Consider the following 25,543-nt stretch of genomic DNA (forward strand, 5'->3'; position numbering starts at 1 on the left):
AGAGCAGCGGTGACCACCCTCCGCGCCGAACTGGCGCATCGGCTGGACGTGCTCTACGCCGCCGCCGGGACACCGCCGCTCAAGGCGGTCGGCGCGCGCGCCACCCGGGAGATCCGGGCCCGTAATCCGCGCGGCCGGGAGGTCAGCGCGCAGCGGATCTCGGACTGGCGGCTCGGCAAGAGCGTGCCCGCGAAGTTCGACGGGCTCTCGGCGGTGGTCGGGGTGCTCGTCGCGGCGGCCCGCGCGCGGCAGCCCGAACCCGCACTGCCCGGGCTGTATTCGATGACGGCCTGGCGTGGCCTGTGGTCACGCGCGCAACAGGAACCCTCCGGCAACCGTCCGGCGACCTCGACGGTCTGTCCGTATCCCGGGCTGGCCGCGCTGACGATCAGCGACGCCGAGTTCTTCGCGGGCCGCGACAGCCAGGTCGAGGCGATGCGGACCGCGTTCCTGCGCACCCTCGGCACCGGCGATCCGCTCGTGCTGGTCGGCGATTCGGGCGTCGGCAAGTCCTCGCTGCTGCAGGCCGGGTTCGCCGCCCGCGTCCGGGACGAGTTCGATGTGCTGCTGGTGACCCCGGCGACGGTGCCCGCCGACGAACTGGCGGACTGGGCGCGCGAACGCGCCACCGACGTCAAACCGTATGTGCTGGCCGTCGACCAGGGCGAGGAACTGTTCCTGCCGCCCTTCGACGACGCGGCCGCCGACCGGTACCTGACGGTGCTGCGCGAGCTCACGGCCCCGGGTCCGCCGCGGCCGGGACGGTGCGCGGGGGTCGTCCTGGCGCTGCGTGCCGATTTCTACACGCACGCCTCGCGGCAGCCGAAGCTGGCGCGGCTGCTCGAACACCAGCAGATGCTGCTGGGTCCGCCGACCGCACAAGAACTGACCGCGGCCATCGTCGAACCGGCGAAGACACAGGGGCTCGGCATCGGGGACGGGCTGGTCGAGCTGATCCTGGCCGATCTGGGTGTCCGGGCCGACGACACTGCCATCCGGGCGGGCACCTTCCCGCTGCTCGCGCACGCGCTGCGCAGCACCTGGCAGGTCCGGGAGGGCGGGGTGCTCACGGTGCGGGCCTACGAGCAGGCGGGCGGGGTGCGCGGTGCCATCGCCGCCAGTGCCGAGCGGCAGTGGGCCTCGTTCGACGCGGCCGAGCGCGAGACCGCGCGCACATTGCTGCTGCATCTGGTCACTCCGGTGCCCGACGGCACCGCGGTCGGACGGCATGTCGACCGGGACGCGCTGCTGCGCCGCTGCGCCGATCCGGATTCCGCCGCCCGGGTGCTGCACGCGCTGGCCGAGGCCCGGATCATCACCCAGGACGCCTACGGCACCTCGCTGGCCCACGACGCGGTGATCGGGGCGTGGCCGCGGCTGGCCGAGTGGATCGAGGAGGACCGCGAGGACGCGCTCGTCCGGCATCGGCTGCACGGTGATGTCGAGGAGTGGGTGGCGGCCGGGCGGGATCGGTCGCTGCTCTACCGGGGCAGCAGGCTCGCGGTGACCGGGGCGCTACGGGCGCGGACCCCGCAGGCGCTCTCGCCGCAGGCCATCGAGTTCCTCGACGCCTCCGCCGCGGGGCTGCGCAGGCAGGCCACGGCCCGGCGAGTGCTGGCGCTGGTGCTGGTGGTGGGCGCGCTGGTGACCTCGGTGCTGGCGGTGGTGTCGATGCGGCAGAGTCAGCGGGCCGAACGCGAGCGGGCCGACGCGCAGTACGCCGCCCTCATCGCCGCGGCCCAGCGCGATCAGGCCACCGATTCCACCGAGTCGGCCCAGCTCGCGGTGGTGTCGGCGGCCGAACGTCCCGACGACCCGCGGGCGCGTGGGCTGCTGCTGGCCGCCCAGTCGGCACCGCTGGCCGCGACCGTGCCCGCGCGGCAGGGCGCGATCTACGGGTCGGCGCGGTCGTCGACCGGGGTGGTGGCCACGGCGGGATACGACAACGCGGTGCGGCTCTGGCAGCGCAGCGCCGAGGACGGCCTCGACCCGCTCGGCGCGGCGCTGCCCACCGGTTCGTGGGTGGCCGCGGTGGCCTTCGCTCCCGACGGGCGGACGCTCTACGCGACCGGCGCCTCGGGCCGGGTGGCGCGCTGGGATCTCACCGATCCGCGTCGTCCGGTGGCGCTGCCCGAGCTCGATCTCGGTCACCGCGGTACCGCGTACGCCGTGGCGGTCCGCCCGGACGGCCGCTGGCTGGCCACCGCGGGCGACGACCGCACGGTCCGCCTGCACGACCTGCTCACCGGGGTGACGCGGGTGCTCACCGGGCACGACGGAGCCGTGCGCGCCCTGGCCTTCACCCCCGACGGCGACACCCTGATCAGCGGCAGCGACGACAGCACCGCCCGGCTCTGGGACGTGACCGACCCGGACACCGCCCACGCCCTCGGCGCCCCGCTGACCGGGCACGGGCTGACCGTGCACGCGGTGGCGGTGAGCCCGGACGGGACGACACTGGCCACCGGCAGCGACGACCAGACCCTCCGGCTGTGGTCCCTGCGCGACCGTTCCCAGGTCGTCGCGACGAGCCCGGCCGTCCCGGCGCACGCCGCCGCGGTGTGGTCGCTGACCTTCTCCCCCGATGGCCGGACCCTGGCCACCGCCGCCCGCGACGGCACGGCCGAGCTGTGGAGTGTCACCGACCCGCGCGACCCGGTTCACCTGGGTGAGCCGATGAACGGCAGCCGCGGCGCGCTGGCCACGGTGTCCTTCCTCGACGACGCCACCGTGCTGACCGGCGGCCAGGCGGGCGACCTGAAGGTCTGGACCTTGTCCGCGGCTGTGGTCGGCGGGCACACCCGCCTGGTCCAGGCCCCGAGCTTCGACGCCTCCGGCCGTCTCATGGCGACCGGTTCGTGGGACGGTCAGGTGCTGCTGTGGGACACCACCGGCAAGTCACCGCGCCAGCTCGCGACCGTGCTGCCCCCGGCGGCGGACGCCCGCGTCGAGAACGTGGCCCTCGCGCCGGACGGCCGGACACTCGCGGTGAGCTTCCTCGACACCGGCGATGTCGCCCTGTTCGACACCAGCCGCCCGGCCTCCCCCGCACCCCTGCCCACCCTCGCGATCCCTGGCGCCCGCTATGCCCACTCTCTCGCCTGGGCACCCGACTCGCAGCGCCTGGTCACCGCCGCCGACGACATCAGCCTCCAGATCTGGGACTTCACCGACCGCACCCACCCGACGGCCCGCCCCGGCCCGCTGACCGGCCCCACCGGGTGGGTGAACGCCGCCCTGTTCGCCCCCGACGGCACCACGCTCTACGCCGCCTCGGCCGACCGCCGCGTACACCGCTGGAACCTCGCGGACGACACCCGCACCGCGACGGTGATCAGCGCGAGCGACGGACCGGTGAACGCGCTGTCGATCAGCGCCGACGGCACCCTGCTGGCCGCCGCCGGGGACGACCAGATCGTGCGCCTCCTGCGGCTCGCGGACGATCGCGCCGAACCCCTGGCCGAACTCCGCGGCCACACCAGCACCATCCGCTCGGTGAGTTTCGACCCGACCTCCCGCCTGCTGGCGACCGGTGCCGACGACCAGACCGTGCGGCTGTGGTCGGTGGACGATCCCGCCGCGCCGCGCGCCATCGGTGGCTCGCTCGCCCCGCCCGGCATCGTCCGCTGGCGGGTCGCGTTCAGCCCGCTGGGCATGCTCGGCGCGGGCGGCGAGGACGCCGTGCTGCGGTGGTGGAGCACCGACACCGGCGCCGCCACCGACCGGGTGTGCACGGCCAGCCGGGGCACCCATGTCACCGCGGAGACGCCACGATGGCAGGCCGAGTTCGCCGGGGCCTGCGCCCGCTGACGGCCCGTTCCGTCCGGAACGGAAGGTTCATTTACCGGCCTCTACCTGCGGAAACAGGATCGGACGGCGAGCCGGGGACGGATTCCGGATGCGACTGTGGTGTGGCGCCGAACGAGGCGCGGCTCCACTGGAAATTCGAACGACAAGGATCACCATCATGCTTTCCGGACTCACTCAGCTGTTCAACAACATCTACGCATTCGGCGGCGACTTCTTCAGCATCGCCATCAACCTGGGTCTCTGAGGAATCCGGTTCCCCCCGAGCCCGCATGCCGAGTCCTCATCCTCGGCATGCGGGCTCGTCCCGTGTTCCGGGGCGGCCCTAGGCTCCGGCCGCGAAGGGGACGTCGTGGGCCACCGCCGTCACGTGCAGGCCGTCGGCACCGGGCTGGATCTCGGTCAGCCGCGCGCCCAGCGGCAGCTGCCGCAGCGGCACGACGAAGGTGAGCACGCCGCTGAGCAGACTCAGCGGCACCGCCGGTCCGCCCACCGCCGACTGCGCCGAGACCGGCGTGACCTGGATTCCGTCCTCGGCGGGCGCGACGGTGACCACCACGACCGCGGGCACCGGCACGCCCCGCACCGGGAACGTGCCGGTGACCCGCAGTCCGTCCGCGCCGTAGTCGATCGTCGCCACGCCCTCCGGGGCGAAGACCCGCACGCTGTCGTAGGGCACCACAGCGGTCGCCGTCGCGGTGGCCGCGATCAGGTTCTCGGTGCGGCGGTCGATCAGATCCGACAGCGGCGCGGAGACCTCGTCGAGCCGCACGTTCAGCTCGTGGACGGTGATGTCGTCGCCGGTCCAGTCCCCCACCCGGATATCGACCCGGGGATAGCGCCCCTCGACGGCCTGCGTCAGGAACGGGAACCCCCCGATCTCGACCCGCGGGGGCCGCGGCAGGTCATAGGCCGCCGCCACCCGCCTGCCGATCTCGTCCTGCGCCATCACCACCGCCACCCGATCCCCGGCGACCAGCGCCACGGCCAGCACGACGATCAGTATCAGCACCGCGCGCATGCGCTCACCTGCTCGATCACCCCACCATCATGCGGGAGAACACGTGCCGTGGCGCCGGACTCGTTTGCGGCACGCCAACCCGGGTACGGCCGCAGTGGGTCCCCAGGACGGCCCACGGCCACCACGGTGGCCGAGCGAACTGTCTGAAAGGAATGCCACATGAGCTTGGCTGACAAGGCGAAGAACAAGGCCGAGGAGCTGGCGGGCAAGGCCAAGGAAGCCGCCGGTAAGGCCACCGACGACCGGGATCTGGAAGCCGAGGGGCGGACCGATCAGGCGAAGTCGGATCTGAAGAACGCCGGGGAGAAGGTCAAGGACGCCTTCCGCGACTGACCGCGCCGCCGTGGGCCGTCCCCGGTGACGGCCCACGGCACTCCTGCCGATTGCCGCCGCGAACAGGGGGTATTGCCCGGGCAGACGGCCCGTCGCGGACCGCCGGGGAGCAGGCAGGAGGACCACCGATGGACGACTCTTCCTGGAACCTCGATGCCCGCGGCGAGACCGACCTGCAACGGCTCGACCGCAACTGGGCCTCGCTGCTGCAGGAGCTGCGCGTGGTGCAGACCGGTGTGCAGCTGCTCACCGGGTTCCTGATGGTGCTGCCGTTCCAGCCGCTGTTCGCCGAGAGCGGCGTGCAGATCAAGGTGCTGTATCTGATGGTCGTCACGGCCTCCATCGGCGCGACCGTGCTGCTGGTCGCCCCGGTGGCCGCGCACCGGCTGCTGTTTCGGCAGCACCGCATCGCCTGGCTGGTGGCCTCCACCCATCGCGTCGCGATCGGCGGGGTGATCCTGCTGGGCGTCGCGCTGGTCGGGGTGGCCGTGCTGCTGTTCGGGGTGGTGGCCGGTGAGGTCGCCGCGGTGGTCGCCGGGGTGGTGTTCAGCGCGCTGTTCCTCGGCACCTGGCTGGTGTGGCCCCTGCACGAACGCGGGCGCTCGTCCCGCTGATCCGCGATCCGGAAAGGACCCTGCGATGAACACTCCGCACAACTTCCCCGACGACGAACGCACCACCCGCGCGCACGCGGGCGAATCCATCGAGGACACCCGCAACTGGCCGGGGCTGATCCTGATCGGCATCGGGCTGGTGCTGGTGGGGCTGACGCTCACCGCCGCGGGCTACGGGTTCGCCGGGTGGGCCGCGATCGCGGGCACGCTGTGCGCGATCTGCCTGGTGGGCGGGACCGTCATCGTGGTCGTCGAGCACCGGCGGGTCAAGGCCGCCGAGGGGCTGGATCTCAGCGACCAACGTGGACACTGATCCGGCTCAGCCCTCGAGGGTCGCCCGGGCCAGTTCGGTCATGACATCGGTGATCTCGTCGCGTTCGCGCAGTGCGCGCACCTGTCTGCGCGCGCCGTTGCCGCGGGCGGTGAGCGCGGCGATCGTCTCGGTGACGAACAGATGATCGCCGAACTCGTGCAGCGCCGGGGCGATGTGGGCGACCAACCGGTCCAGCAGATTCCGCTGCGGGACGACGCGGCCGTCGACGAGATCGAGACCGTTGCCGTCCAGGCCCGAGCGCGCCGCGTTCCAGTACGCGGCCCGCAACAGCTCACCCGGGATCGGGGGCGCGGCCTCACCGCGCTCGATCGAGCGCAGCCCGGTCCCGACGATGCCCCGGATCAGCGCGGCCAGCAGCGCGGATTCCGCCGCGGTGGCGGGCACGTCGCTGACCCGGATCTCGACGGTCGGGAACGACTCCGAGGGGCGGATGTCCCAATAGACCATCTTGTTGTCGAGGATGCTGCCGCTGGCCCGCATCATGGCCACGATCGATTCGTACTGGGCCAGCGAGGTGAAGTACGGGGGCGGGCCCGCGCTGGGCCAGCGCCGCCACAGGATGCTGCGCCAGCTCGCGTACCCGGTCTCGCTGCCGCGGTAGATCGCGGAGTTGGCGGTGACGGCCAGCAGCACCGGCAGCCACGGCCGTACGTGATTGCCGACCAGCACCGCGGTCTCCCGGTCGGGGACGCCGACGTGCACGTGGCACCCGCACAGCCCCTGTTCGTGCGCGATCATCCCGAAGGTGTGCGCGATGCGCTGATACCGCTCGGTCTCGGTGACCGGGTAGCCCTCCGGCACGGTCGGCGGCACCGCCACCGCGAGCAGTTGGACTCCGTGCTCGGCCGCGCATTCGGCGACCCGGCGCCGGTCCAGGCGCAGCTGGGCCAGCAGGTCACCGATATCGGTGTGTACCGCGCTGCTGGTTTCCACCTGGCAGCTGGTCAGTTCCAGCTGCAGATCGATCCCCGCCTGCCGGGCCGCCGCGGCGACCTCGGTGTTCTTCGGTGCCGGTGCCCCGGTACCGGGGTCGGTCAGCAGGAATTCCTCTTCGACACCGACCGTGAGTACGTCGTCGCGCACCGCCCGCTCCTTCGTCCGAGGTCCGTCGCTGTGCCCGGGTATTACCCCCGCGCGCACCCCACAACCGGGTGTCGTGATTGCCCAGGCGAACCGCGGGCAATCGGTCAGCAGAACCATCCCTCCGACCCCCAGGACACCAGCATGCGCCTGATCAGAGCACCCGGTGTGTACCGGCCGCAGACCGACAGCCTGCTGCTGTGCCGCGCGCTGCGCGAACTCCCGCAGCTGCCCGGCGCCCGCGTCCTCGACACCTGCGCGGGGACCGGCGTGGCCACCCTCGCCGCCGCCGCGGCGGGCGCCAGCAGCCTCACCGCCATCGACCTGTCCTGGCCCGCGCTGCTGTCGACGTGGCTGAACTGCCGGGTGCGCGGCATCGCGGTCGATCTCCTGCACGGCGATTTCACCGCCGCGCTGCGGCTGCCCCGCTTCGACGTGGTGGTGGCGAACCCGCCCTACGTCCCCGCGCCCGGCGCGCACGCGCGCGGAGCGGCGCTGGCCTGGGACGCGGGCCCCGACGGGCGCGGCGTGCTCGACCGGCTGTGCGCGACGCTGCCTGCCCTGCTCACCGAACGCGGCCGGGCACTCATCGTGCACTCGGCGATCAGCGATCCGGACCGCAGCCTGTGCCAGTTGCGCGAGCACGGCGTCGACGCCCAGGTGGTCACGGCGGGCACGGTGCCCTTCGGCCCGGTGCTGCGGGGCCGCCGCGACTGGCTGACCGAGCACGGTTATCTCCGGCCCGGTCAGCGCGAGGAGGAATTGGTGGTGATCCGCGTTGACCGCACAGCGTCGCCCGTCGTCGGCGAACGGCGGTGAGCCACGGCGGGTGGTCCTGGTCGACGGCGGCCCGGCCCTGATCGACGGACCGGTCGATCTGGTCACCGCCGAGGGCGAGGTCCTGCATTGCGACCGCTTCCGGGTCGCGCTGTGCCTGTGCCGCCGCTCCTCGATCTATCCGCTCTGCGATACCAGCCACCGGCGCAGGCATCGCCCCACTCGCACGGACGAGACGTGATGACCGCGCCCCGGCGCCCGCTGCCCGCCCCGCGTGGCGAGCTGTCCGCCCAGGTCGTCGAACTGCTCACGCGCGCACCGGGTTCCCCCGCGCCCCCGGTCGGCGAACTCGATCCCTACGGCGAGGATCTGTCGCTGACCCTGCACACCTGCTACGAACTCCACTACCAGGGCTTCGCCGAGGTCGCGGACGGCTGGGAGTGGGATCCCGGCCTGCTCGGCCTGCGCGGCGCGCTCGAGCGGCAGTTCCTCGCCGCGCTGCGTGCGGACGTCGAGGGCGGCGACGATGTCGACGGCGAACTCGCGCGGCTGCTCGAACCCACCGACGGCGACGTCGGGATCGCCGGTTATCTCGCCGAGCACGGCACCCCCGATCTGCTGCGCGAATACTTCGCGCACCGCTCGATCTACCACCACATCGAGGCCGATCCGTACGCCTGGGTGATCCCCCGGCTGCGTGGACAGCCCAAGGCCGCGCTGGTGGCGGTCGAGTTCGACGAATTCGGCGGCGGCCGTGGTGAGCGCGTGCACGCGCGACTGTTCGCCGAGCTGCTCGCCGGCGCCGATCTCGACCCCGGCTACCTGCGCTACCTCGACCTGGTACCGGCCCCGATGCTGGCCCTGGTCGACATGATGTCGCTGCTGGGCCTGCACCGTGCGCTGCGGGCCGCCTCGGTGGGCCATTTCGCGTCGGTGGAGATCACCTCGTCCCCGGCCTCGCGCAGGCTGGCCGCCCTCGCGCGCGAGCTGCTCCCCCATCCCGCCTGCGCGCGGTTCTACACCGAGCACGTCGAGGCCGACGCCGTCCACGAGCAGGTGATGCGGCACGAGGTGATCGCCGCGCTGCTGGCGGACGAACCGGGCGCGGCCGCGGACATCGTCTTCGGGATCCAGGCCACGAACCTGCTCGAGGACCGGTTCTCCGGCCATGTCCTCGGCCGCTGGGCCGCGGGCCGCACCTCGCTGCGGGAACCGCTGCCTCAGTCCGCGGCCGCCTCGACGGAGGTGTAGTACCGGAACAGCTGGCGCACACCGACCAGCAACAGCGCCCGTTCCACCTCCGGTCCCCCGGCGACCAGCCGCAGGTCGATGTCGTGCTGCGCGGCCGCGGCTTTGGCGGCGACCAGTGAGGCGGCGACCCGGATGCTCAGGAACTCGGTCGCGCGCAGATCCAGCACCATCGCCTCTGCCCCGGAGCGGATCGACCGCTCGAGCAAGGACTGCAGGCGTGGGGTATGCGCGGCGTCGAGTTCGGTCCCCGCGACCATCACCCAGCAGCCTGCCTCGCCGCGTCTGCGCAGCCGCTGCACCACACCGACCTGCCGGGACCCGCGATACCAGCGCAGGCGGCTCGCGGATCGAAGACGGGTGACGACAGCCATCGAACCTCCGAAGAGGGGAAGTTCCGCTCCGTCGTGGCGGCACGGCGAGGACCGGGATCGGCTGGGGTCTCAACCTGATCCAATTCTGGCACGTGGCCGCGCCGCTGTCACCGGCTCGCTCGAACCGGGGGCGCCCGCACTACCGCGGGTCGTTGCCGGTCGATTCGGGCTCGTCCGGTGGCCGCGGCCGCCCCTTGCGCCGCAGCACAACCACCGCGACGACAACCACCAGACCGGCGATCACCAGGAGTTCCATGCCCGGCGCGTACCCCCGCCGCGCGCACCCAACCGGTGGGCGGCCCATCCGCTGAAGCTGTTTCGGGGCCTCGCCAGCGGGCATGCCGACAGTGTGAGGTCCCGCCCACCGGATGCATACGGCGCGGGCGGATCCCCTTTTCGACAGCCGGTGTCGACACCGAAACCGCGGGAACGCGCGGGGCGCACCTGTTCGCGATGCCAACGACGTCGTCGCGGCACTGCGCCCGGGGTGTTCCCGCGGACCGACTCTCCAGGGAGGCCCGGATGGGCACAGAAATCGGCGACCATGTCCTGGCCCACCTGCGCGAATGGGGCGTCGACCAGGTCTTCGGCTACCCCGGCGACGGCATCAGCGGCCTGATCGCGGCCTTCGGCCGGGCGGACGCGCCCGCGTTCGTGCAGACCCGACACGAGGAGATGGCGGCCTTCGCCGCGACCGGATACGCGAAGTTCAGCGGGCGGCTCGGGGTGTGCGCGGCGACCTCGGGACCGGGCGCCATCCACCTGCTCAACGGGCTCTACGACGCGAAACTCGATCACGCGCCGGTCCTGGCGATCATCGGGCAGACGGTGCGGTCGGCACGCGGACTCGACTATCAGCAGGAAGTGGATCTCCAGGCCCTGTTCAAGGATGTGGCCTCGGATTTCCTGGTGGAGGTCGATGTCGCCGAGCAGCTGCCCGCCGCGCTCGACCGCGCGATCCGCGTGGCACTGACCCGACGCGCGCCCACCGCGGTCATCATTCCCGCCGATGTCCAGCACGAACAGTTCCGTCCGCCCCGGGCCGCGCCGGGCCGGGTGGTGCCGAGCGCGCCGGGCGAGACGTACTCCTCGCGGGTGCTGCCCGCCGAACCCCTGCTCGACCAGGCCGCCGAGATCCTGGACGCCGCGTTCCGGCCCGCGCTGCTGATCGGGCAGGGTGCGCGCGGCGCCGCCGACGAGGTGGTGGCGCTGGCCGACCGGCTCGGCGCCGGGGTCGCCAAGGCACTGCTCGGCAAGGACGCGCTGCCCGACGATCTGCCGTATGTCACCGGGACGATGGGGTTGCTGGGCACCCGGCCGAGCCACGAGATGATGCGCGACTGCGATGCCCTGCTGATCGTCGGCTCGAACTTCCCCTACACCGAGTTCCTGCCCGACCCGGCCGGGGCGCGCGGGATCCAGATCGATATCGACGGTGCCCGGATCGGCATGCGGTATCCGACCATGGTCAACCTGGTCGGCGACGCGGCCGCCACCTGCGCCGCGCTCGCCGCCCGGGTCTCGGACCAGCGGGATCCCAGCTGGCGCGACCAGATCCAGACCAATGTCGCGGCCTGGTGGGACACCCTGCGACGGCAGGCCATGCTCGACGCCGAGCCGGTGAACCCGATGCGCGTGGTGTGGGAACTGTCGAGCCGGTTGCCCGAAGGGGCCATCGTGACCGCCGATTCGGGGTCATCGACCACCTGGTACGCCCGGTGCCTGCGACTGCGGCGGGGCATGCGGGGCTCGCTGTCGGGCACGCTGGCGTCGATGGGGTCGGCGGTGCCGTACGCGATCGGCGCGAAGTTCGCCCATCCCGACCGGCCGGTGGTCGCGCTGGCCGGTGACGGCGCCATGCAGATGAACGGGCTCGCCGAACTGCTCACCATCCGCCGCTACGCCGCGCAGTGGGCCGACCCGCGGCTGGTGGTGTGCGTGTTCCACAACAACGACCTCAACCAGGTGACCTGGGAGCTGCGCGCGATGGCAGGTGCGCCCAAATTCCCTGACTCCCAGGATCTTCCGGATATCTCCTACGCGGCGGTGGCCCGCGAGGCCGGGCTCGGGGCCGAGACCGTGGTCGATCCGGAGCGGCTCGGCCCGGCCTGGGAAGCGGCCCTGCACGCGGACGGGCCCGTGCTGCTCGATGTGCACTGCGATCCCGATATCGCCCCGGTACCACCGCATGTCACCCGCGAACAGCTCGGGCACACCGCCCAGGCCCTGCTGCACGGCGACCCGGACGCCTGGCGGGTGGTGACCCAGGGCGTCCGGACGAAGGCGCAGGAATTCCTGCGCTGACCATCCAGTCAGGAGGACACCATGGCTCCCCTCGAACTCACCGAGCCCACCCCGCCGTTCCCGCCCGGACCGGGCCCGGACCCGATCCCGCCCACCCCGGGCGACCCGGTCCCGTCACCCTCCCCGGACCCGGCACCGTCGCCCATGCCCTCGCCGACACCTCCACCCCGGCCCACGCCCACACCGCCGCCGGTACCTCCGCCCGCGCCGGAACCCGACCCGCACCTGCCTCCGCCCACCGCATTTCACTGACGGTGCGGAGGCCGATCACATGGACCACAGCACCGCCCCGCTCCTCGCCGCCGTGGCCGAATACCACGCGCTGGGCCGCTACGGTTTCACCCCGCCCGGGCACCGGCAGGGCCGCGGCATCGACGACCGGGTGCTGCGCGCCCTGGGCACCGACGCCTTCCACAGCGACATGCTGATGACCCCCGGTCTCGACGACCGGCTGGCGCGGCAGGGCAGGCTCGCCGAGGCCGAGGAGCTGATGGCCGACGCGGTCGGCGCCGAGGCCGCGTTCTTCTCCACCTGCGGCAGCTCGCTGTCGGTGAAGGCGGCCATGATGGCGGTGGCGGGGCACGACGGCGGGCTGCTGGTGGCCCGCGACAGTCACAAATCCATTGTGGCCGGGCTCATCTTCTCCGGCGTGCAGCCGTACTGGATCACCCCGCGCTGGGATGCCGAGCGGCACTTCTCGCATCCGCCGTCACCGGAGCAGGTCGAGCGGACCTGGCGCGAACATCCCGACGCGGCGGGCGCGCTGATCGTCAGCCCCAGCCCCTACGGCACCTGCGCCGATATCCGCGGCATCGCGCGGGTCTGTCACGCGCGCGGCAAACCGCTGATCGTCGACGAGGCGTGGGGCGCGCATCTGCCCTTCCACGAGGACCTGCCGACCTGGGCGATGGATGTCGGCGCCGATGTCTGCGTGGTCAGCGTGCACAAGATGGGCATGGGATTCGAGCAGGGTTCGGTGTTCCATCTCCAGGGCGACCTGGTCGATCCGGTGCGGCTGCGCAGCTGCGCGGACCTGCTCATGACCACCAGCCCGAATGTGCTGATCTATGCCGCGCTGGACGGATGGCGCAGGCAGATGGTCGAATTCGGGCACGACCTGCTCGACGCCGCGCTGACCACGGCCCGGCGTGCCCGCGCCGAACTCGCCGAGATCGGCGGGCTGACGGTCATGCACGACGAGCTGCTCGGCGTCGAGGCCTCCCACGATCTGGACCTGCTCCAGGTGCTGGTGGATATCTCCGGCACCGGCGCCTCCGGCTACGACGCGGCCGATTGGCTGCGCACCCATCGGCACCTCGATCTGGGTCTCAGCGACCACCGCCGCATCCTGGCGACGCTGTCCTCGGCCGACGACGCGGGCACCGTGGACGCGCTCGTCGACGCCCTGGCGCTGTGGCGCGCCGGGCTCGACCGGCCGGAGCCGCCGCAGATCCGGCTGCCGACACCGGAGGACCTGCAACTGGAATCCGTGATGCTGCCGCGCGAAGCGTATTTCGCGCCCTCGGAACCGGTTCCGGCCGAGCACGCCGCCGGGCGCGTCGCCGCCGAGCAGCTGACGCCCTACCCACCCGGTATCCCCGCCGTGATCCCGGGCGAACGGCTCGGCGCGGGTGTCATGGAGTACCTGCGCACCGGGGTCGCCGCAGGCCTCAATGTCCCCGATGCGGCCGATCCACACCTGACCACCCTGCGCGTCGTCCGCGACCGCTGACCCTGCTGCGAAAGGAATTCCGATGACCGACACCCTGCGCGCCACCCGACCTGGATGGGGCATCTGTCCTCGATCGCGCAGCGCACGCTGGAGCGGCTCGACGCCGAGCTGTCCACCGCCGACGAGCAGGGCAGGCCCGCCATGTTCGGCAAGATCGGGATCGCGGCCATCGTCGGCAACGAGGACGGCGCGCACAAGATCGCCGCCGACACTTTCCAGGCGCTCGACGATGTCGGCTTCACCATCTCCGCCCACGGCTGCACCTACTGGAACGGCGAGGCGATGGGCGGCGTCGACGACAACGACCTCGCCGAGACCCCGAAGGCGGTGCGCGAGACCACCGCGACCATGGCCCGCAATGCCGCCCACCTGGCCCGGCTGCTGCGCGCCCAGAACTATCCGGCGTCGTGAGCGGTCACCGCGCCGGGTCGTCCTCGTGCGCGGTGAGCAGCACATGATCGAGGCGGGTCCGCAGCCCGGCGTCGCCACCGCCCGGCAGCCGCGCGACCACCCGCTCGGCGATGGTCCGCAGCTTCACATTCGTCTCCTGCGACCGCCACCGCAACACCCCGAACGCCTGGTCGGCGGTGATCGCGTAGGCCAGCATCAACGCGCCCTTGGCCTGCTCGATCTCCGCCCGCGCCGCCACCAGCCCCGGCAGCGCCCCCTCGATGGCCTCCCGCCGGTACGCCTCGGCCGACCCGGACACATCGATGTAATAGCCCGACGTCCCGACGAGCACCCCTGCCTCGTCGAGCATCGGCTCGGAGACGACCAGCACATCCCGCTGACGCCCCGCCGTGTCGATGATCCGGTGATGACTCGAGAACACCCCGACCCGATCGATGGAGGTGAGCATCGCCGCCACCCGCTCCCGATCCTCCGGATGCTTGTGCGCCAGCAACATCTCCAGCGTCGGCACCGTCCCCGGCGGATACCCGTGCATTCGCGCCACCTCATCGGACCACTCCCACCGCTCGGCTCCGACCCGATACCGGAACCGCCCCACCACCGAATCGTCCCGTTCGACCATCCCCCGATTATTCCCCCACCCGCACCCGTCACCCCGAGCGCGCGGTCGGCTCAGTCGGTGGTGGTGTAGGCGAGGATGCTGCGGCGGGCGGTGGTCCAGGCCGGGGAGGTGGGGTCGGCGAACTCGGCGTGGCCGGTGCCGCGGAGGATCTGGAGGACGGCGGTGGTGCCCGCGCGGGTGACGGCGTCGACGAAGCGGGTGCTCTGCGACGGGGCGACGACGCGGTCGTTGGCGCCGTGCAGGGCGGTGACGCGGATGTCGGGGGCGGGCAGGCGGTGGATGGGCGAGGCGTCGCGGTAGCGGTCGGGGACCTCGGCGGGGGTGCCGCCGAGGAGTTTCGGGACGAAGGAGTCGCGGTTGTCGGTGACGGCCGAGTCCAGATCGAGGACCGCCGCCATCAGGGTGAGGCTGCGGATCCGGATCTCCGGATGACGGGGCGGGCTCGCCGACCAGCGTCCGGCGACCCAGGCCGCGAGCTGACCACCGGCGGAATGCCCGGCCAGGTGCACCCGCCGCAGATCGAGCAGATTGCCGACCCGGGGCGCCACGGTCTCGGCCAGCGCGGCGACCGCGTCGTCGACATCGGTGAGGGTGATCGGCCAGCCGCCACCCCCGCCGACGCGCCGGTACTCGACATTCCACACCGCGACCCCGTCCCCGGCCAAGGCCCGGGCATGGGCGTCGAACTGGGCGAGCGTGCGGCCCTGCGTCCACCCGCCGCCGTGGATCAGCACGACCACCGGCAGCCGGGTGTTCGAGGTCGGCGGCAGGTAGAGATCACCGAAGGTGTCCGGCGAGTTCCCGTAGGCGATGCGCTGCACGCTCTGCGGATGTGCCACCACTTCGCTGACGACCGTCTCCGCCGGGGCGGCCAGCTCGGCGGCGCGGAGTCCGAGCACGCCCGAGGCCACACCCACCACACTCACGGCCACGAGGAACCGTCGTCGGCCTGCTGCCACCGGGAACCTCCCTTTTCCACCCCCGAGCAGCACGCTACCGCGCTTGCGACGCTCGGGCCGGGAGGCGGGAGCCCTCCGTGGCGCGGCTCACCACCAGCCGAGCAACGGTCGCAGTTCCCGGCCGAGCGGACCCGCCAGCGACCGCGAGTAGCTGGCGGTGAGGTGGTGCTCGTCGTGGTAGATGAGGATGTTGCCCTCCTCGACCAGACAGCGCGTCGGCTCGCACACCGCGTCGCTGAGGTCGATCGGGAAGACGCTGGGGAACGCCGAGGCCGGTTCCAGCCCCGGGTTCACCGGGTCCAGCGCGTCCTCGCGGGCCATACCGCAGCTGCTGCGATTGCCGCCACCGGCCAGGCAGTCGGCCGCCTTGTAGCGGACGGTGCCGCGCCGCAGCCAGGGCGTGTCGCGCACGGCGATCACATTGAGCCCGCGGTCGGACAGGGCCGTCCACACCTCGAGGTACTCGTCGGGCGTCTCGTCACCGCCGTCGTCGCGCGGCCGGGTGCCGGTGGTGAAGACCCAGTCCGGCCGGTCGGCGTCGAGGCGGTCGATCACCTCGACCGACCAGTCCCGGCAGTCGTGGTTCGCCTCGCCCTTGTACATGGCGTCCTCGGCGAGGGTCAGCGGGCAACCCATCTTCAGATACACCTGGATGCGGAAATTGTGCTCGGTCGCCAGCACCTGCAGCGCGGGCAGCCAGTGTTCGGCGTGCGAGCTACCGACCAGGGCGAGGGTGCGCTCGGCCGCGGCGTCGCCGTAGGTGCAGGTGACCAGGTCGCGGGTATCCCAGTCGGCGATACAGCCGTCGACGGTGGGCGGGGGCAGTTCGGCGGGTGCCTCGAACACCGTCGGGCGCATCGGCGCGTCCGGCACCTCGACGCCGGAGGCCAGTGCCTCGGCACCCGGATACCGCTGCGGATCCAGCACGCCCACCGCCGCGGGCGGGTTCACCCGGACCACCGCGAACTGCCACCCGGCGGCCGCGGTGATCGTCACCACCAGCAGCACGCCCACACCCGCGGTGACCAGCCTGCGCGGCCGGGCACCGCCGACCGGGCGCGCCGCCCCGCGCAGCCGCAACGGTTCCTCGATCCACCGATGCGTCAGCCAGGCCAGCAGCACCGAGACCGCGATCACCGCGGTCCCGCCGACCAGCCCGGCCCGCGGATGCCCGCGCTCGACCAGGAAGAAGATCAGGATCGGCCAGTGCCACAGATAGAGCGGATAGGCGATGTCCCCGAGCCACCGCATGGCCGGGTGCGCCAGCAGCTGGTTCACCGCGGGCCACTCGCCGACCGGCAGCTGCGACGCCGACAGGATGACCGCCAGCGCCGCGCCCACCGGCAGCAGCGCCGCCGGACCGGGGAACCGGTTCGCGCCGTCGAGCACGAGCCAGCCGCACAGCACCACCCCCGCGACACCGAGGAACGCCAGCAGCGAGCGCAGCGATCGCGAGCGCGGCAGCGACGGCGCCAGCACCGCCACCCCGGCACCGGCCAGCAGCTCCCAGCCGCGCGCCGCGCTGTCGTAGTAGTTCCAGCCCTGCTGGGTCTGCATGCCGTAGGCCGCGTAGGCGAACGAGCACACCGCGCCGACCACCACCACGCCACCGACCGCGAGCCGCACCCGATCCGACCGCGACAGCCGCGCGCACACCCAGGCCACCGCCCCGACGACGACCAGCACCGCCAGGTAGAACTGCCCCTGCACCGACATCGACCACAGATGCTGTAGCGGGCTCACCGAGGGATCGGCGGCCAGATAGTCCGACCAGGTCAGCGCGAGCTGCCAGTTCTGGTAGTAGAACAGCGAGGCCAGCACCTGCGACGCCACTGTCGACCACTGGGTGTAGGGCAGCACGAGCACCGTGGCGACGGCCACCGCGGCCAGCACCACCGCCATCGCCGGGACCAGCCTGCGCAGCGTGCGCCGCAGCACCCCGGACGCCCAGCCCGGCTCGGGCGACTGCGCCCGCCGCAACACCATGCCGGTGAAGAAGAACCCCGACAGCACGAGGAACACGTCGACGCCGCCGGACACACGCCCGAACCACACGTGGAACACGACGACCAACGCGATCGCCAGACCCCGCAATCCGTCCAGATCGAATCGGTATACCGACCGCGCACCGGCGTCCGGGGCAGGACTGATCGTCCGCCCCGGCCGCTGTGCCGAGTCGAGTTGTGGGGGCCACGCCATGACAAATCTCCTATCATGCGGCGCGAACCCGAACCATTCGTCCCTGCATCGAATGTGATCTGGCACGCACTGCCATTTCCCCAGTCTGCGGTAGCGGTGGCCGCCGTTCGGCGGCATTGCCCGCATGTCGGCGGTCGCTGCTAGGGTCGGTCGAGTTCTGACACGGGGTGCTTTGCGACCGCAAGGCTGAGAACAGACCCGGGAACCTGTTCAGGTAATGCTGACGAAGGGATGTCACGGTGTTGCGCGCCCACACCACCACGCGGAGATTCACCGACCAGCTCTGGGAGCAGACCGAGGGTCTGCGCCGGGCGATCGACGATCTCGAGTTCCTGCGCCGCCTCGGTGACGGCACCCTGCCGCTGGAGGCGTTCCGCGTCTACATCGAGCAGGACTCGCTGTATCTCACCGGCTACGCCAAGGCGCTGGCCCTGCTGGCCACCAAGGCGCCGGACCCGCAGACCGCGGCCTTCTGGGCGAACTCGTCGGCGACCGCGGCGACGGTCGAATCCGCCATGCACGAACAGCTGCTCACCGGCGGTGTGCTGCCGCCGCGCGAGGGCGAGCCGGAACACACCCCGACCTGCCTGGCCTATGTCTCCTATCTGATCGCCGCCGCGGCGACCGAGTCCTACGCCGTCGCGGCCGCGGCCGCACTGCCGTGCTTCTGGATCTACGCCGAGGTGGGCCGCGATCTGGCCGCGCGCGCGGCCCAGGTGATCGCCGCCGATCCCGCGCATCCCTACGCGCAGTGGGTCACCACCTACGGCGCCGAGGAGTTCCAGCAGTCCGCCGCCACCGCCCGCGCGCTGGTCGACGCCGCGGCCGAGTCGGCCAATGAGCACGAGCGCGCGGCCATGGCCACCGCGTTCACCCTCGCGACGCGCTACGAGCTGCTGTTCTGGGACACCGCCCTGCACCCGCGCCCCTGGCCCGCCGGATGAGCGCCCGCCTGCGCCGCGCGCTCGCGGCCGTCCTCACCGGTGTCGCCGTGCTCTCGGCGCTGACCGCCTGCGGATCCGGGGGCGGCTCCGCCGACACCATCCGTTTCGCGCTGGACTGGACCCCGAACACCAACCACACCGGCCTCTACGTGGCTTTGCAGCGCGGCTACTTCGCCGACGCGGGCCTGGACGTGCAGGTGCTGCCGTATAACAACACCTCCGTGGACACCGTGATCGACGCCGGGAACGCGGAATTCGGCATCAGCACCCACAATTCGTCGACCTTCGCCCAGGCCACGGGCGCGCAGGTCCGGTCGGTGCTGGCACCGCTGCAGCACTGGGCGACCGGGATCGGCGTGCGCGCCGACCGCGCCGATCTGGCGAGCCCGAAGGACCTCGACGGCAAGACCTACGCCGGTTTCGGTGATCCGGGCGAGCGGGAGGCGCTGCAACAGGTCATCCGCAACGACGGCGGCACCGGCGATTTCACCTCCGTGATGCTGGGTTCCTCGGCCTATGAGGCCGTCTACTCCGGCAAGGCCGATTTCACCGTCTCCTATCTGGCGTGGGAGGGCATCGAGGCCGAACACCACGGCACCCCGATGCGGTACTTCCGCTACACCGATTTCGGTTTCCCGGATGCCTACGCCATCGTGATCGACGCCAACCGGGGCTGGCTCGCCGCCAACCCCGAGCGCGCGGCGAAGTTCGTGCGGGCGCTGCAACGCGGCTACCAGTTCGCCGCCGACAACCCGGACCAGGCCGCCCAGGATCTCCTGGACGCCAACCCCGGCGCGTTCACCGACGAGAAGCTGGTCTTCGAGAGTCAGCGCATGCTGGCCGAGCAGTTCATGAAGGACGGCACCGGCCGAGTGGGCACCCAGACCGTGCAGCAGTGGTCGGCCAACTCCGGTTTCCTCTACCGCGGCGGCCTGCTCAACGGCCCCGACGGCAAGCCGCTCACCACCGAACCCGATTGGTCGACGTACTTCACCGATGAGTACCTCGCCACCTCCTGAGCTGTCGGTCGCCGCGGCGCCGACGGCCCGTTCCGCCCGGGCGCGCGGGGCGGGTCTGCGGTGGGCGCTGCCGTCGGTGCTCACGGTGGCGGTGCTCGTGGTGCTGTGGCAGGTCTATGTGACCACCAGCGGGATCCGCCCGCAGGTGCTGCCCTCGCCGATGCGCGTGCTCGAGCAGGGCTGGGCGCATCGCGACGACATCGCCACCCACGCCGCCGCGACCCTGCAGGTGACCCTGCTCGGTTTCGCGGTCTCACTCACCCTGGCCTGGGTGCTGGCGATCGTCGTCGACTTCTCGCCGTGGTTGCGCCGGGCGCTGGTGCCGCTGTTCGTGGCCTCGCAGACGGTGCCGATCATCGCCGTCGCGCCGCTGATGATCATCTGGTTCGGCTTCGGGTTGCTGCCGAAGATCCTGGTGGTCTCGCTGGTCACCTTCTTCCCGATGGCCATCGGACTGATCGAGGGGTTCGCCGCCGCGGATCGGGAGGCGGGCGCGCTGCTGCGCAGCATGGGCGCCTCGCGGGTGCAGGTGTTCCGGTATGTGCGGCTGCCCTCGGCGATCCCGCGGTTCTTCACCGCGCTGCGGATCGGAATCACCTACGCGGTGGTCGGGGCCGTGTTCGCCGAGTACGTCGGGGCCAGTGAGGGCCTGGGCATCTATATGAGCCTGCAGAAGAACTCGTTCCGCACCGACCTGGTGCTGGCGGCGGTCCTGGTGACGGCCCTGCTCAGCATCGCGCTGTATCTGGCGACCTTCGCGGTGGAACGCCTCGTCGCGCCGTGGTCACGCGCGCGGAACAGGAGCGGACATGACTGACGACGCCGACGTCCGCATCGTCGCCGACGAGCTCACCAAATCGTTCGCACCCGCCGGGCGGGGTGGGACGGCGCTCGCGGTGCTGGGCGGGGTGTCGTTCACGGTCCGCGCGGGCGAGTTCGTCACCGTCATCGGGCCCAGCGGCTGCGGCAAGAGCACCGTGTTCAACATGCTGGCCGGGCTCGAGTCCCCCGATTCCGGCAGTGTCCGCTGCCACGCCGACGATGCCGCGGACACCGGCGCGCACTGCGCCTACATGCCGCAGAAGGATCTGCTGTTCCCCTGGCGCTCGGTCCTGGACAACACCGTCCTGGGCCTGCAGGTGCAGGGGGTGCCCAAGGCCGAGGCCCGCCGCCGCGCCCGCGCGCTGTTCCCCGCGTTCGGCCTGGCCGGATTCGAGGACGCCCGCCCCGCGCAGCTCTCCGGCGGCATGCGCCAGCGCGCCGCCCTGCTGCGCACCGTCGTCCAGGAACGCGAACCACTGCTGCTCGACGAACCCTTCGGCGCCCTGGACTCGCTGACCCGCACCGAGATGCAGTCCTGGCTGCAGGAGGTGTGGCAGCGCTACCGCTGGACGGTCCTGATGATCACCCACGACATCCGCGAGGCCGTCTACCTGTCCGACCGCGTCCTGGTGCTGTCCGCGCGCCCCGCCACCGTCCGCCACGAACTGCACGTCGACCTCCCCCGCCCCCGCGACCTGTCCCTCATCACCACCCCCGAATTCGCCGCCCTGGAGGCCGAACTCCTCGAGATCCTGCACGAGGAGTCCCGCCGCGCCCTCGCCCAGCAGCGGATGCCGGGCAGCTGACCGATCAGAGCGGGAAGGTCAACCGGCCGGGGGCGAGGTAGTCGGCGGGATCGAGCAGGGAGCGCAGCTCTGGGCGGTATTCGGCCGGGATGCGGTCGAGTTCGGCGCGCAGCGGGGCGTCGTAGGTGGCGGCCGGGGCGGTGAAGCCGGGCAGCCAGTTGTCGTGGTGCGCGGGCACGAACAGCCGCGGGCGAACCGCCTCGATATAGGTGCGCGGATCACGCAGCCCGTTGGTGAGCTGGTTGAAGCCCTGGATGGCACCGATCTGCACCTCGGTGGGCGGGAGTCCGGCGAGCGCGTCGAACACCTGCGGCGCCTTCTCCGTCAGCGGGCCCGCCGAGTCGTGCCACACCAGCGAGAATCCGGGAACCCGGAGCTGATACAGCAGACAGCCGCCCTCCTCGTCACGCAGGCGCGGCAGGCCGACCCGCAGATCGTCGAGGGTCGGCGGGTGCTGCGCGATCGCGCACAGATCCGGGACCGGGAAGAACGGCGCCGACCCGTTCGCCGGATCGGGGGCGGTCGGCCCCGAATGCAGGTGCCGCACCGCGGTCACCGCGATCGCGCCGACGGTGAACTCGTGGACGGTGCCCGGCGCGGTGCCCGCGTCCCCGAGCGGCACGGTCGCGAAGCCCGGATCGGGGACCTGCGCCCGGATCGTGGCGCAGTGCTCGGCGGTCCCGTGCACGACCGCGCCCGCCGCCTGCGCGATCCGGCCCGCGTCGCCCGCGTGATCGAAGTGCCCGTGCCCGATCAGGATCGCAGCGGGCGCCAGATCCGCCAGCTCCTGCGCGGTCGTCGGCACATAGCCCGCGCTGCTCAGCCGCGGCACCCAGGCGTCGAGCAGCAGCACCGTCCCGGCGAAGGCCACCGCGTAGGTCGCGCAGCCCACCCAGGACAGCACCACCCGATCCGGGCGCACCTCGCCGGTCACCGGATCCACCACCTCGGGCCCGAAGAACCGCTGCCGCGCGGCCACCGTCCGCGCCTCGACCGGCGCCCCCACCGCCGGGCCCGCGCCCAGCGCCACCAGCGCTCCCCCACCGAGCATCCCGCCCAGGATCCCCCGCCTGCTCACCAGTCGCCGCGCCGCATCGCACATACCGGTACTAGAACACGGGCCCCGCCACCGGACAAGCGATTCCGGCCGGGTCCGCCGTGGGGACACGCGACCGGCGCCGGGGTCCGGAGCCGACGTGCCGAGGATGCGTACAGTGCGAATTCCGGGCTGCCGAACGAGAAAGGCGCAGGTGATGGTGACGAAACTGTGCGTCGGCGTGGTCGCCGCGGTCGGATTCGCGGTGCTGGCCGTCCATTCCGGCGGGGGTTCCCCCGCGTGCCCCACCTCGGTCGCGTGCGCGGCGGAATCGGGTCCGGCGCAGGCGGTCCGCGAGGCCCCGCCGCAGACCAAGACCCCGCCGCGGACCAAGGTCCCGTCGGGCCCCGACAAGCCGCGCATGTCGGGCTCGCCGACGACCACCAGCCACTATCAGCCGTCGGCGACCAAGCGCACGCCGCACCCGAGCCGATGAACGAGCCGCCGCCGAGCGCGATCGTGGCCGGGACCGACGGCTCGGCCGGATCGGTCACCGCCGTGCGCTGGGCCGCCCATCTCGCCGCCCGGCGCGGGCGCCCGCTGCACCTCGTGCACTGCACCGATCCGATCGCCGACCGGACCCCGCGCAGCGCCTACGACGCGTTCATCTACGCGACCATGCAGGACATCCATCTCGCCGCCGAGCGGCTGCTGGCGACCGCCCGGGAGGACGCGCTGGCCGCCGAACCGGGCCTCACCCTCACCACCGAACTCGCGACCGGCAACCCCGCCCGCACCCTGATCGCCGCCTCGGCCCACGCGCACCTGGTGGTGCTCGGGGTGCGGGACGCGGCGGGCGCGTTCGCGCATCTGGGGTCGACGCTGCTCGCGGTGACCGCGCACGCGCACGGCGCCGTGGTCATCGTGCGCGGGCCCGGCGCCGAACGCCGGGAGGGGCCGGTCGTGGTCGGGGTCGACGGCAGCGGTGTCGGCGAGCCCGCGATCGGCGCCGCGTTCGCCGAGGCCGACCAGCGCGGGACCGAGCTGGTCGCCGTGCACGCATGGAGCGATCTCTCGCGCGGGCAGTTCGCCGGTTCGGACTATCTCGAGCTGCCGATCGACGATCTGGCCGTGGCCGAGGAGGCCCTGCTGGCCGAGCGGCTGGCCGGTTGGTCCGAGCGGTATCCCGATCTGCCGGTGCGCCGGGAGGTCGAGGTGTTCGGACCGCGGGAACGGCTGGCGCAGTGGTCCCAGCGCGCGCAGCTGCTGGTCGTCGGTAGTCGCGGGCGCGGCGGGTTCCGCGGGCTGCTGCTCGGGTCCACCAGCAACTGGCTGGTCCAGCACGCCGACTGTCCCGTCATGGTGGTGCACCCCGGCTGATCCGGTGACACGGGCGCGCGGATCGTGGGCGCACGGCCGCGAGAGGACGACACTGGCTGACATGAGCGAGGAACCGGTCCCCGACCTGTCCACGATCCGCGCCGCCGTCGAGCTGGGCTGCCGGGCACCGTCGGTCCACAACACCCAGCCGTGGCTGTGGCTGTTCGACGGCGCGCGCCTGCGTCTGCGCCGCGACCCCGACCGGCAGCTCGGCGCCGCCGACCCGCACGCGCGCCAGGCGACCATCAGCTGCGGCGCGGTCCTCGACCACGTCCGGACCGCCTGCGCGGCCCGGCGCTGGGACACCGGGGTCACCCGCCTACCCGATCCCGCCGACGCCGACCTGCTCGCCACCCTCACCTTCCGGCCATGGCCGGACCCGCCCGCCGACCTGCTCGACCGCGCCGAGGCGATCCCCCGCCGGTACACCGACCGGCTGCCGATGACCGAACCGCACGGATGGGACGCGCTGCACCCGGCGCTCGACCGCCTGGCCACCAGCCACGGCCTCACCCTCGACGTGCTCACCGAGGACGCGCGACCACGCCTGAGCCACGCCTCCGAACAGGCCGGTTCGCTGCGCGCCTACGACCCGCAGTACCGGGCCGAGATCGACTGGTGGACGGGCAATCCCGGCGCTAGGGACGGCATCCCGCCGACGGCGGTGGCCTCCGATTCCGAACGCGCCCGGGTCGGGGTGGCCCGCGACTTCCCGGCGTCCGGTCCCTCGGCCCGGCGTGGCGAGCAGCAGGACCGCGCCCGCCTCGCGGTGCTCACCTCGAGCGATGAGTCGCCGCTGTCCTGGCTGCGCACCGGCGAGGCCCTGTCCGCGGTCCTGCTCGCGGGCACCGCGGCCGGGCTGTCCACCTGCCCGCTGACCCACATCACCGAACTGGTCTCCGCGCGCAGGCTGCTCGGCGGTGTCATCGGGCATCCGGGCGTCCCGCAGGTCGTGGTCCGGATCGGCACCGCCCCCGACCCCGACCGCCCGGCCCCCACCCCCCGACGCCCGCTCACCGAGGTCCTGCGCGAGGTGCCCTGAGCGGTGCTCCGGCGCACAATGAAGACATGACCACGGTATTCCTGGTCGACGACCACGAGATCGTCCGGCGCGGCGTGGCCGAGCTGCTCGCGCTCGAACCCGACCTCGAGGTGATCGGCGAGGCCGGGACCTACGCGCAGGCCCTGGCCCGCATCCCGGCCCTGCGCCCCGATGTCGCGGTGCTCGATGTCCGGCTCCCCGACGGCAGCGGGATCGAGCTGTGCCGCGAGCTGCTCTCGGCCGACCCCGCGCCGCGCTGCCTCATCCTCACCTCGTTCACCGACGAGCAGGCGATGCTGGACGCGATCCTGGCTGGCGCGAGCGGCTATGTCGTCAAGGACATCCGGAGCCTGGAACTGGTCGAGGCCGTCCGCGAGGTCGGCGCGGGCCGCTCGCTGCTGGACAACCGGGCCGCCGCGGCGCTGATGGCCAAGCTGCGCGCCGAGGCCGAGGAGAAGACCGGCCCGCTGGCCACGCTGACCGACCAGGAACGCACCCTGCTCGCCCTGCTCGGCGAGGGGCTCACCAATCGCCAGATCGCGGCGCGGATGTTCCTGGCCGAGAAGACCGTCAAGAACTACGTCTCGCGGCTGCTGGCCAAGCTCGGCGTGCAACGCCGCACCCAGGCTGCGGTGATGGCCGCCGACCTGGACCCGACGCGGCGGCGATGACCCGGCGA

Annotated in this window: 25 protein-coding genes, 1 pseudogene and 1 riboswitch; of the genes and pseudogenes, 18 read left to right on the forward strand and 8 right to left on the reverse strand. The window is 72.4% G+C overall.

What is annotated here, in order from left to right; genetic code table 11:
• The first annotated feature begins 9 nt into the window (after positions 1 to 9).
• Complete coding sequence (locus tag WA675_RS06450; protein WP_336082730.1) at positions 10 to 3,810, forward strand: nSTAND1 domain-containing NTPase; 3,801 nt, start codon at positions 10 to 12, stop codon at positions 3,808 to 3,810.
• 322 nt (positions 3,811 to 4,132) lie between these two features.
• Here WA675_RS06450 and WA675_RS06455 read toward each other — a convergent pair whose 3' ends face one another.
• Positions 4,133 to 4,828 (reverse strand): LmeA family phospholipid-binding protein, encoded by a 696-nt coding sequence (locus WA675_RS06455; protein WP_336082731.1) that lies wholly within the window; start codon positions 4,826 to 4,828, stop codon positions 4,133 to 4,135.
• A 159-nt stretch (positions 4,829 to 4,987) separates the two neighbouring features.
• On the opposite strand from WA675_RS06455, the gene WA675_RS06460 reads away from it, so the two are divergent.
• The 3 genes from WA675_RS06460 to WA675_RS06470 all read left to right on the forward strand — a co-directional run bounded on the left by WA675_RS06460 (position 4,988) and on the right by WA675_RS06470 (position 6,088).
• On the forward strand, positions 4,988 to 5,161 hold the full coding sequence (locus WA675_RS06460; protein ID WP_336082733.1) for a CsbD family protein: 174 nt from the start codon (positions 4,988 to 4,990) through the stop codon (positions 5,159 to 5,161).
• Between the two features lie 128 nt (positions 5,162 to 5,289).
• On the forward strand, positions 5,290 to 5,775 hold the full coding sequence (locus WA675_RS06465) for a DUF6328 family protein (RefSeq protein ID WP_336082735.1): 486 nt from the start codon (positions 5,290 to 5,292) through the stop codon (positions 5,773 to 5,775).
• A 25-nt stretch (positions 5,776 to 5,800) separates the two neighbouring features.
• Positions 5,801 to 6,088 carry a hypothetical protein gene (locus WA675_RS06470; protein ID WP_336082736.1) on the forward strand — a complete coding sequence of 96 codons (288 nt, stop codon included), beginning with the start codon at positions 5,801 to 5,803 and terminating at the stop codon, positions 6,086 to 6,088.
• 6 nt (positions 6,089 to 6,094) lie between these two features.
• Here the strand turns inward: WA675_RS06470 and WA675_RS06475 are convergent, their stop codons facing one another.
• Entirely contained in the window at positions 6,095 to 7,192 is a 1,098-nt protein-coding gene (locus WA675_RS06475; protein ID WP_336082738.1) for a glutamate--cysteine ligase 2, read from the reverse strand.
• A gap of 141 nt (positions 7,193 to 7,333) precedes the next feature.
• On the opposite strand from WA675_RS06475, the gene WA675_RS06480 reads away from it, so the two are divergent.
• Genes WA675_RS06480 through WA675_RS06490 form a run of 3 tightly spaced genes read left to right on the forward strand, consistent with a single transcriptional unit; the run spans position 7,334 to position 9,217 of the window.
• Positions 7,334 to 8,008: a HemK2/MTQ2 family protein methyltransferase gene (locus tag WA675_RS06480; protein WP_336082740.1), complete on the forward strand. Its 675-nt coding sequence runs from the start codon at positions 7,334 to 7,336 to the stop codon at positions 8,006 to 8,008.
• Positions 7,968 to 8,207: a CDGSH iron-sulfur domain-containing protein gene (locus WA675_RS06485; RefSeq protein ID WP_336082741.1), complete on the forward strand. Its 240-nt coding sequence runs from the start codon at positions 7,968 to 7,970 to the stop codon at positions 8,205 to 8,207. Before WA675_RS06480 ends, WA675_RS06485 begins: the two co-directional genes overlap by 41 nt.
• Positions 8,207 to 9,217, forward strand: coding sequence for an iron-containing redox enzyme family protein (locus WA675_RS06490; protein WP_336082743.1), 1,011 nt, complete (start codon positions 8,207 to 8,209; stop codon positions 9,215 to 9,217). Before WA675_RS06485 ends, WA675_RS06490 begins: the two co-directional genes overlap by 1 nt.
• Here the strand turns inward: WA675_RS06490 and WA675_RS06495 are convergent.
• Positions 9,187 to 9,588 carry an STAS domain-containing protein gene (locus WA675_RS06495; RefSeq protein WP_336082744.1) on the reverse strand — a complete coding sequence of 134 codons (402 nt, stop codon included), beginning with the start codon at positions 9,586 to 9,588 and terminating at the stop codon, positions 9,187 to 9,189. The two genes, WA675_RS06490 and WA675_RS06495, sit on opposite strands and share 31 nt — an antisense overlap.
• Before the next feature lie 139 nt (positions 9,589 to 9,727).
• Positions 9,728 to 9,928, reverse strand: coding sequence for a hypothetical protein (locus WA675_RS06500; protein ID WP_336082745.1), 201 nt, complete (start codon positions 9,926 to 9,928; stop codon positions 9,728 to 9,730).
• Between the two features lie 182 nt (positions 9,929 to 10,110).
• On the opposite strand from WA675_RS06500, the gene WA675_RS06505 reads away from it, so the two are divergent.
• From WA675_RS06505 to WA675_RS06515, 3 genes and pseudogenes are all read left to right on the forward strand, one after another.
• Positions 10,111 to 11,892 carry a thiamine pyrophosphate-requiring protein gene (locus tag WA675_RS06505; protein WP_336082747.1) on the forward strand — a complete coding sequence of 594 codons (1,782 nt, stop codon included), beginning with the start codon at positions 10,111 to 10,113 and terminating at the stop codon, positions 11,890 to 11,892.
• A gap of 271 nt (positions 11,893 to 12,163) precedes the next feature.
• Entirely contained in the window at positions 12,164 to 13,624 is a 1,461-nt protein-coding gene (locus tag WA675_RS06510; RefSeq protein WP_336082749.1) for an aminotransferase class I/II-fold pyridoxal phosphate-dependent enzyme, read from the forward strand.
• A gap of 45 nt (positions 13,625 to 13,669) precedes the next feature.
• Positions 13,670 to 14,035, forward strand: a pseudogene (locus tag WA675_RS06515) (flavodoxin); the annotation flags it as partial.
• A 4-nt stretch (positions 14,036 to 14,039) separates the two neighbouring features.
• Here the strand turns inward: WA675_RS06515 and WA675_RS06520 are convergent.
• The 3 genes from WA675_RS06520 to WA675_RS06530 form a co-directional block, all read right to left on the reverse strand.
• Positions 14,040 to 14,657: a PAS and ANTAR domain-containing protein gene (locus WA675_RS06520; protein WP_336082750.1), complete on the reverse strand. Its 618-nt coding sequence runs from the start codon at positions 14,655 to 14,657 to the stop codon at positions 14,040 to 14,042.
• A 50-nt stretch (positions 14,658 to 14,707) separates the two neighbouring features.
• Positions 14,708 to 15,616 (reverse strand): alpha/beta hydrolase family protein, encoded by a 909-nt coding sequence (locus tag WA675_RS06525; protein ID WP_336082751.1) that lies wholly within the window; start codon positions 15,614 to 15,616, stop codon positions 14,708 to 14,710.
• Positions 15,617 to 15,703: 87 nt separating this feature from the next.
• The gene (locus WA675_RS06530) at positions 15,704 to 17,815 is read right to left on the reverse strand and encodes an SGNH hydrolase domain-containing protein (RefSeq protein ID WP_336082752.1); all 2,112 of its coding nucleotides are present in this window, start codon (positions 17,813 to 17,815) and stop codon (positions 15,704 to 15,706) included.
• Between the two features lie 153 nt (positions 17,816 to 17,968).
• A riboswitch (TPP riboswitch) is annotated at positions 17,969 to 18,064 on the forward strand.
• Between WA675_RS06530 and WA675_RS06535 the strand changes: the two genes are divergently transcribed.
• From WA675_RS06535 to WA675_RS06550, 4 genes are all read left to right on the forward strand, one after another.
• A complete protein-coding gene (locus WA675_RS06535) occupies positions 18,055 to 18,759 on the forward strand; it encodes a TenA family protein (protein WP_336082753.1) in 705 nt (234 codons plus the stop codon). Its footprint overlaps the riboswitch before it by 10 nt.
• Positions 18,756 to 19,778 (forward strand): ABC transporter substrate-binding protein, encoded by a 1,023-nt coding sequence (locus WA675_RS06540; protein ID WP_336082755.1) that lies wholly within the window; start codon positions 18,756 to 18,758, stop codon positions 19,776 to 19,778. Before WA675_RS06535 ends, WA675_RS06540 begins: the two co-directional genes overlap by 4 nt.
• Positions 19,756 to 20,595: an ABC transporter permease gene (locus tag WA675_RS06545; RefSeq protein WP_336082757.1), complete on the forward strand. Its 840-nt coding sequence runs from the start codon at positions 19,756 to 19,758 to the stop codon at positions 20,593 to 20,595. Before WA675_RS06540 ends, WA675_RS06545 begins: the two co-directional genes overlap by 23 nt.
• Positions 20,588 to 21,406: an ABC transporter ATP-binding protein gene (locus tag WA675_RS06550; protein ID WP_336082758.1), complete on the forward strand. Its 819-nt coding sequence runs from the start codon at positions 20,588 to 20,590 to the stop codon at positions 21,404 to 21,406. Before WA675_RS06545 ends, WA675_RS06550 begins: the two co-directional genes overlap by 8 nt.
• A 4-nt stretch (positions 21,407 to 21,410) precedes the next feature.
• Here WA675_RS06550 and WA675_RS06555 read toward each other — a convergent pair whose 3' ends face one another.
• Positions 21,411 to 22,484, reverse strand: coding sequence for an MBL fold metallo-hydrolase (locus WA675_RS06555; protein WP_336082759.1), 1,074 nt, complete (start codon positions 22,482 to 22,484; stop codon positions 21,411 to 21,413).
• Positions 22,485 to 22,659: 175 nt separating this feature from the next.
• On the opposite strand from WA675_RS06555, the gene WA675_RS06560 reads away from it, so the two are divergent.
• The 4 genes from WA675_RS06560 (at position 22,660) to WA675_RS06575 (ending at position 25,535) form a co-directional block, all read left to right on the forward strand.
• Complete coding sequence (locus WA675_RS06560; protein WP_336082760.1) at positions 22,660 to 22,938, forward strand: hypothetical protein; 279 nt, start codon at positions 22,660 to 22,662, stop codon at positions 22,936 to 22,938.
• Positions 22,935 to 23,822 (forward strand): universal stress protein, encoded by an 888-nt coding sequence (locus tag WA675_RS06565; protein WP_336082762.1) that lies wholly within the window; start codon positions 22,935 to 22,937, stop codon positions 23,820 to 23,822. Before WA675_RS06560 ends, WA675_RS06565 begins: the two co-directional genes overlap by 4 nt.
• 61 nt (positions 23,823 to 23,883) lie before the next feature.
• Positions 23,884 to 24,864: an Acg family FMN-binding oxidoreductase gene (locus tag WA675_RS06570; protein WP_336082763.1), complete on the forward strand. Its 981-nt coding sequence runs from the start codon at positions 23,884 to 23,886 to the stop codon at positions 24,862 to 24,864.
• A 26-nt stretch (positions 24,865 to 24,890) separates the two neighbouring features.
• Complete coding sequence (locus tag WA675_RS06575; protein WP_336082765.1) at positions 24,891 to 25,535, forward strand: response regulator transcription factor; 645 nt, start codon at positions 24,891 to 24,893, stop codon at positions 25,533 to 25,535.
• The last annotated feature ends 8 nt before the right edge of the window (positions 25,536 to 25,543 follow it).

This window comes from Nocardia sp. SSK8 (assembly GCF_037034205.1).
Lineage (GTDB): Bacteria > Actinomycetota > Actinomycetes > Mycobacteriales > Mycobacteriaceae > Nocardia.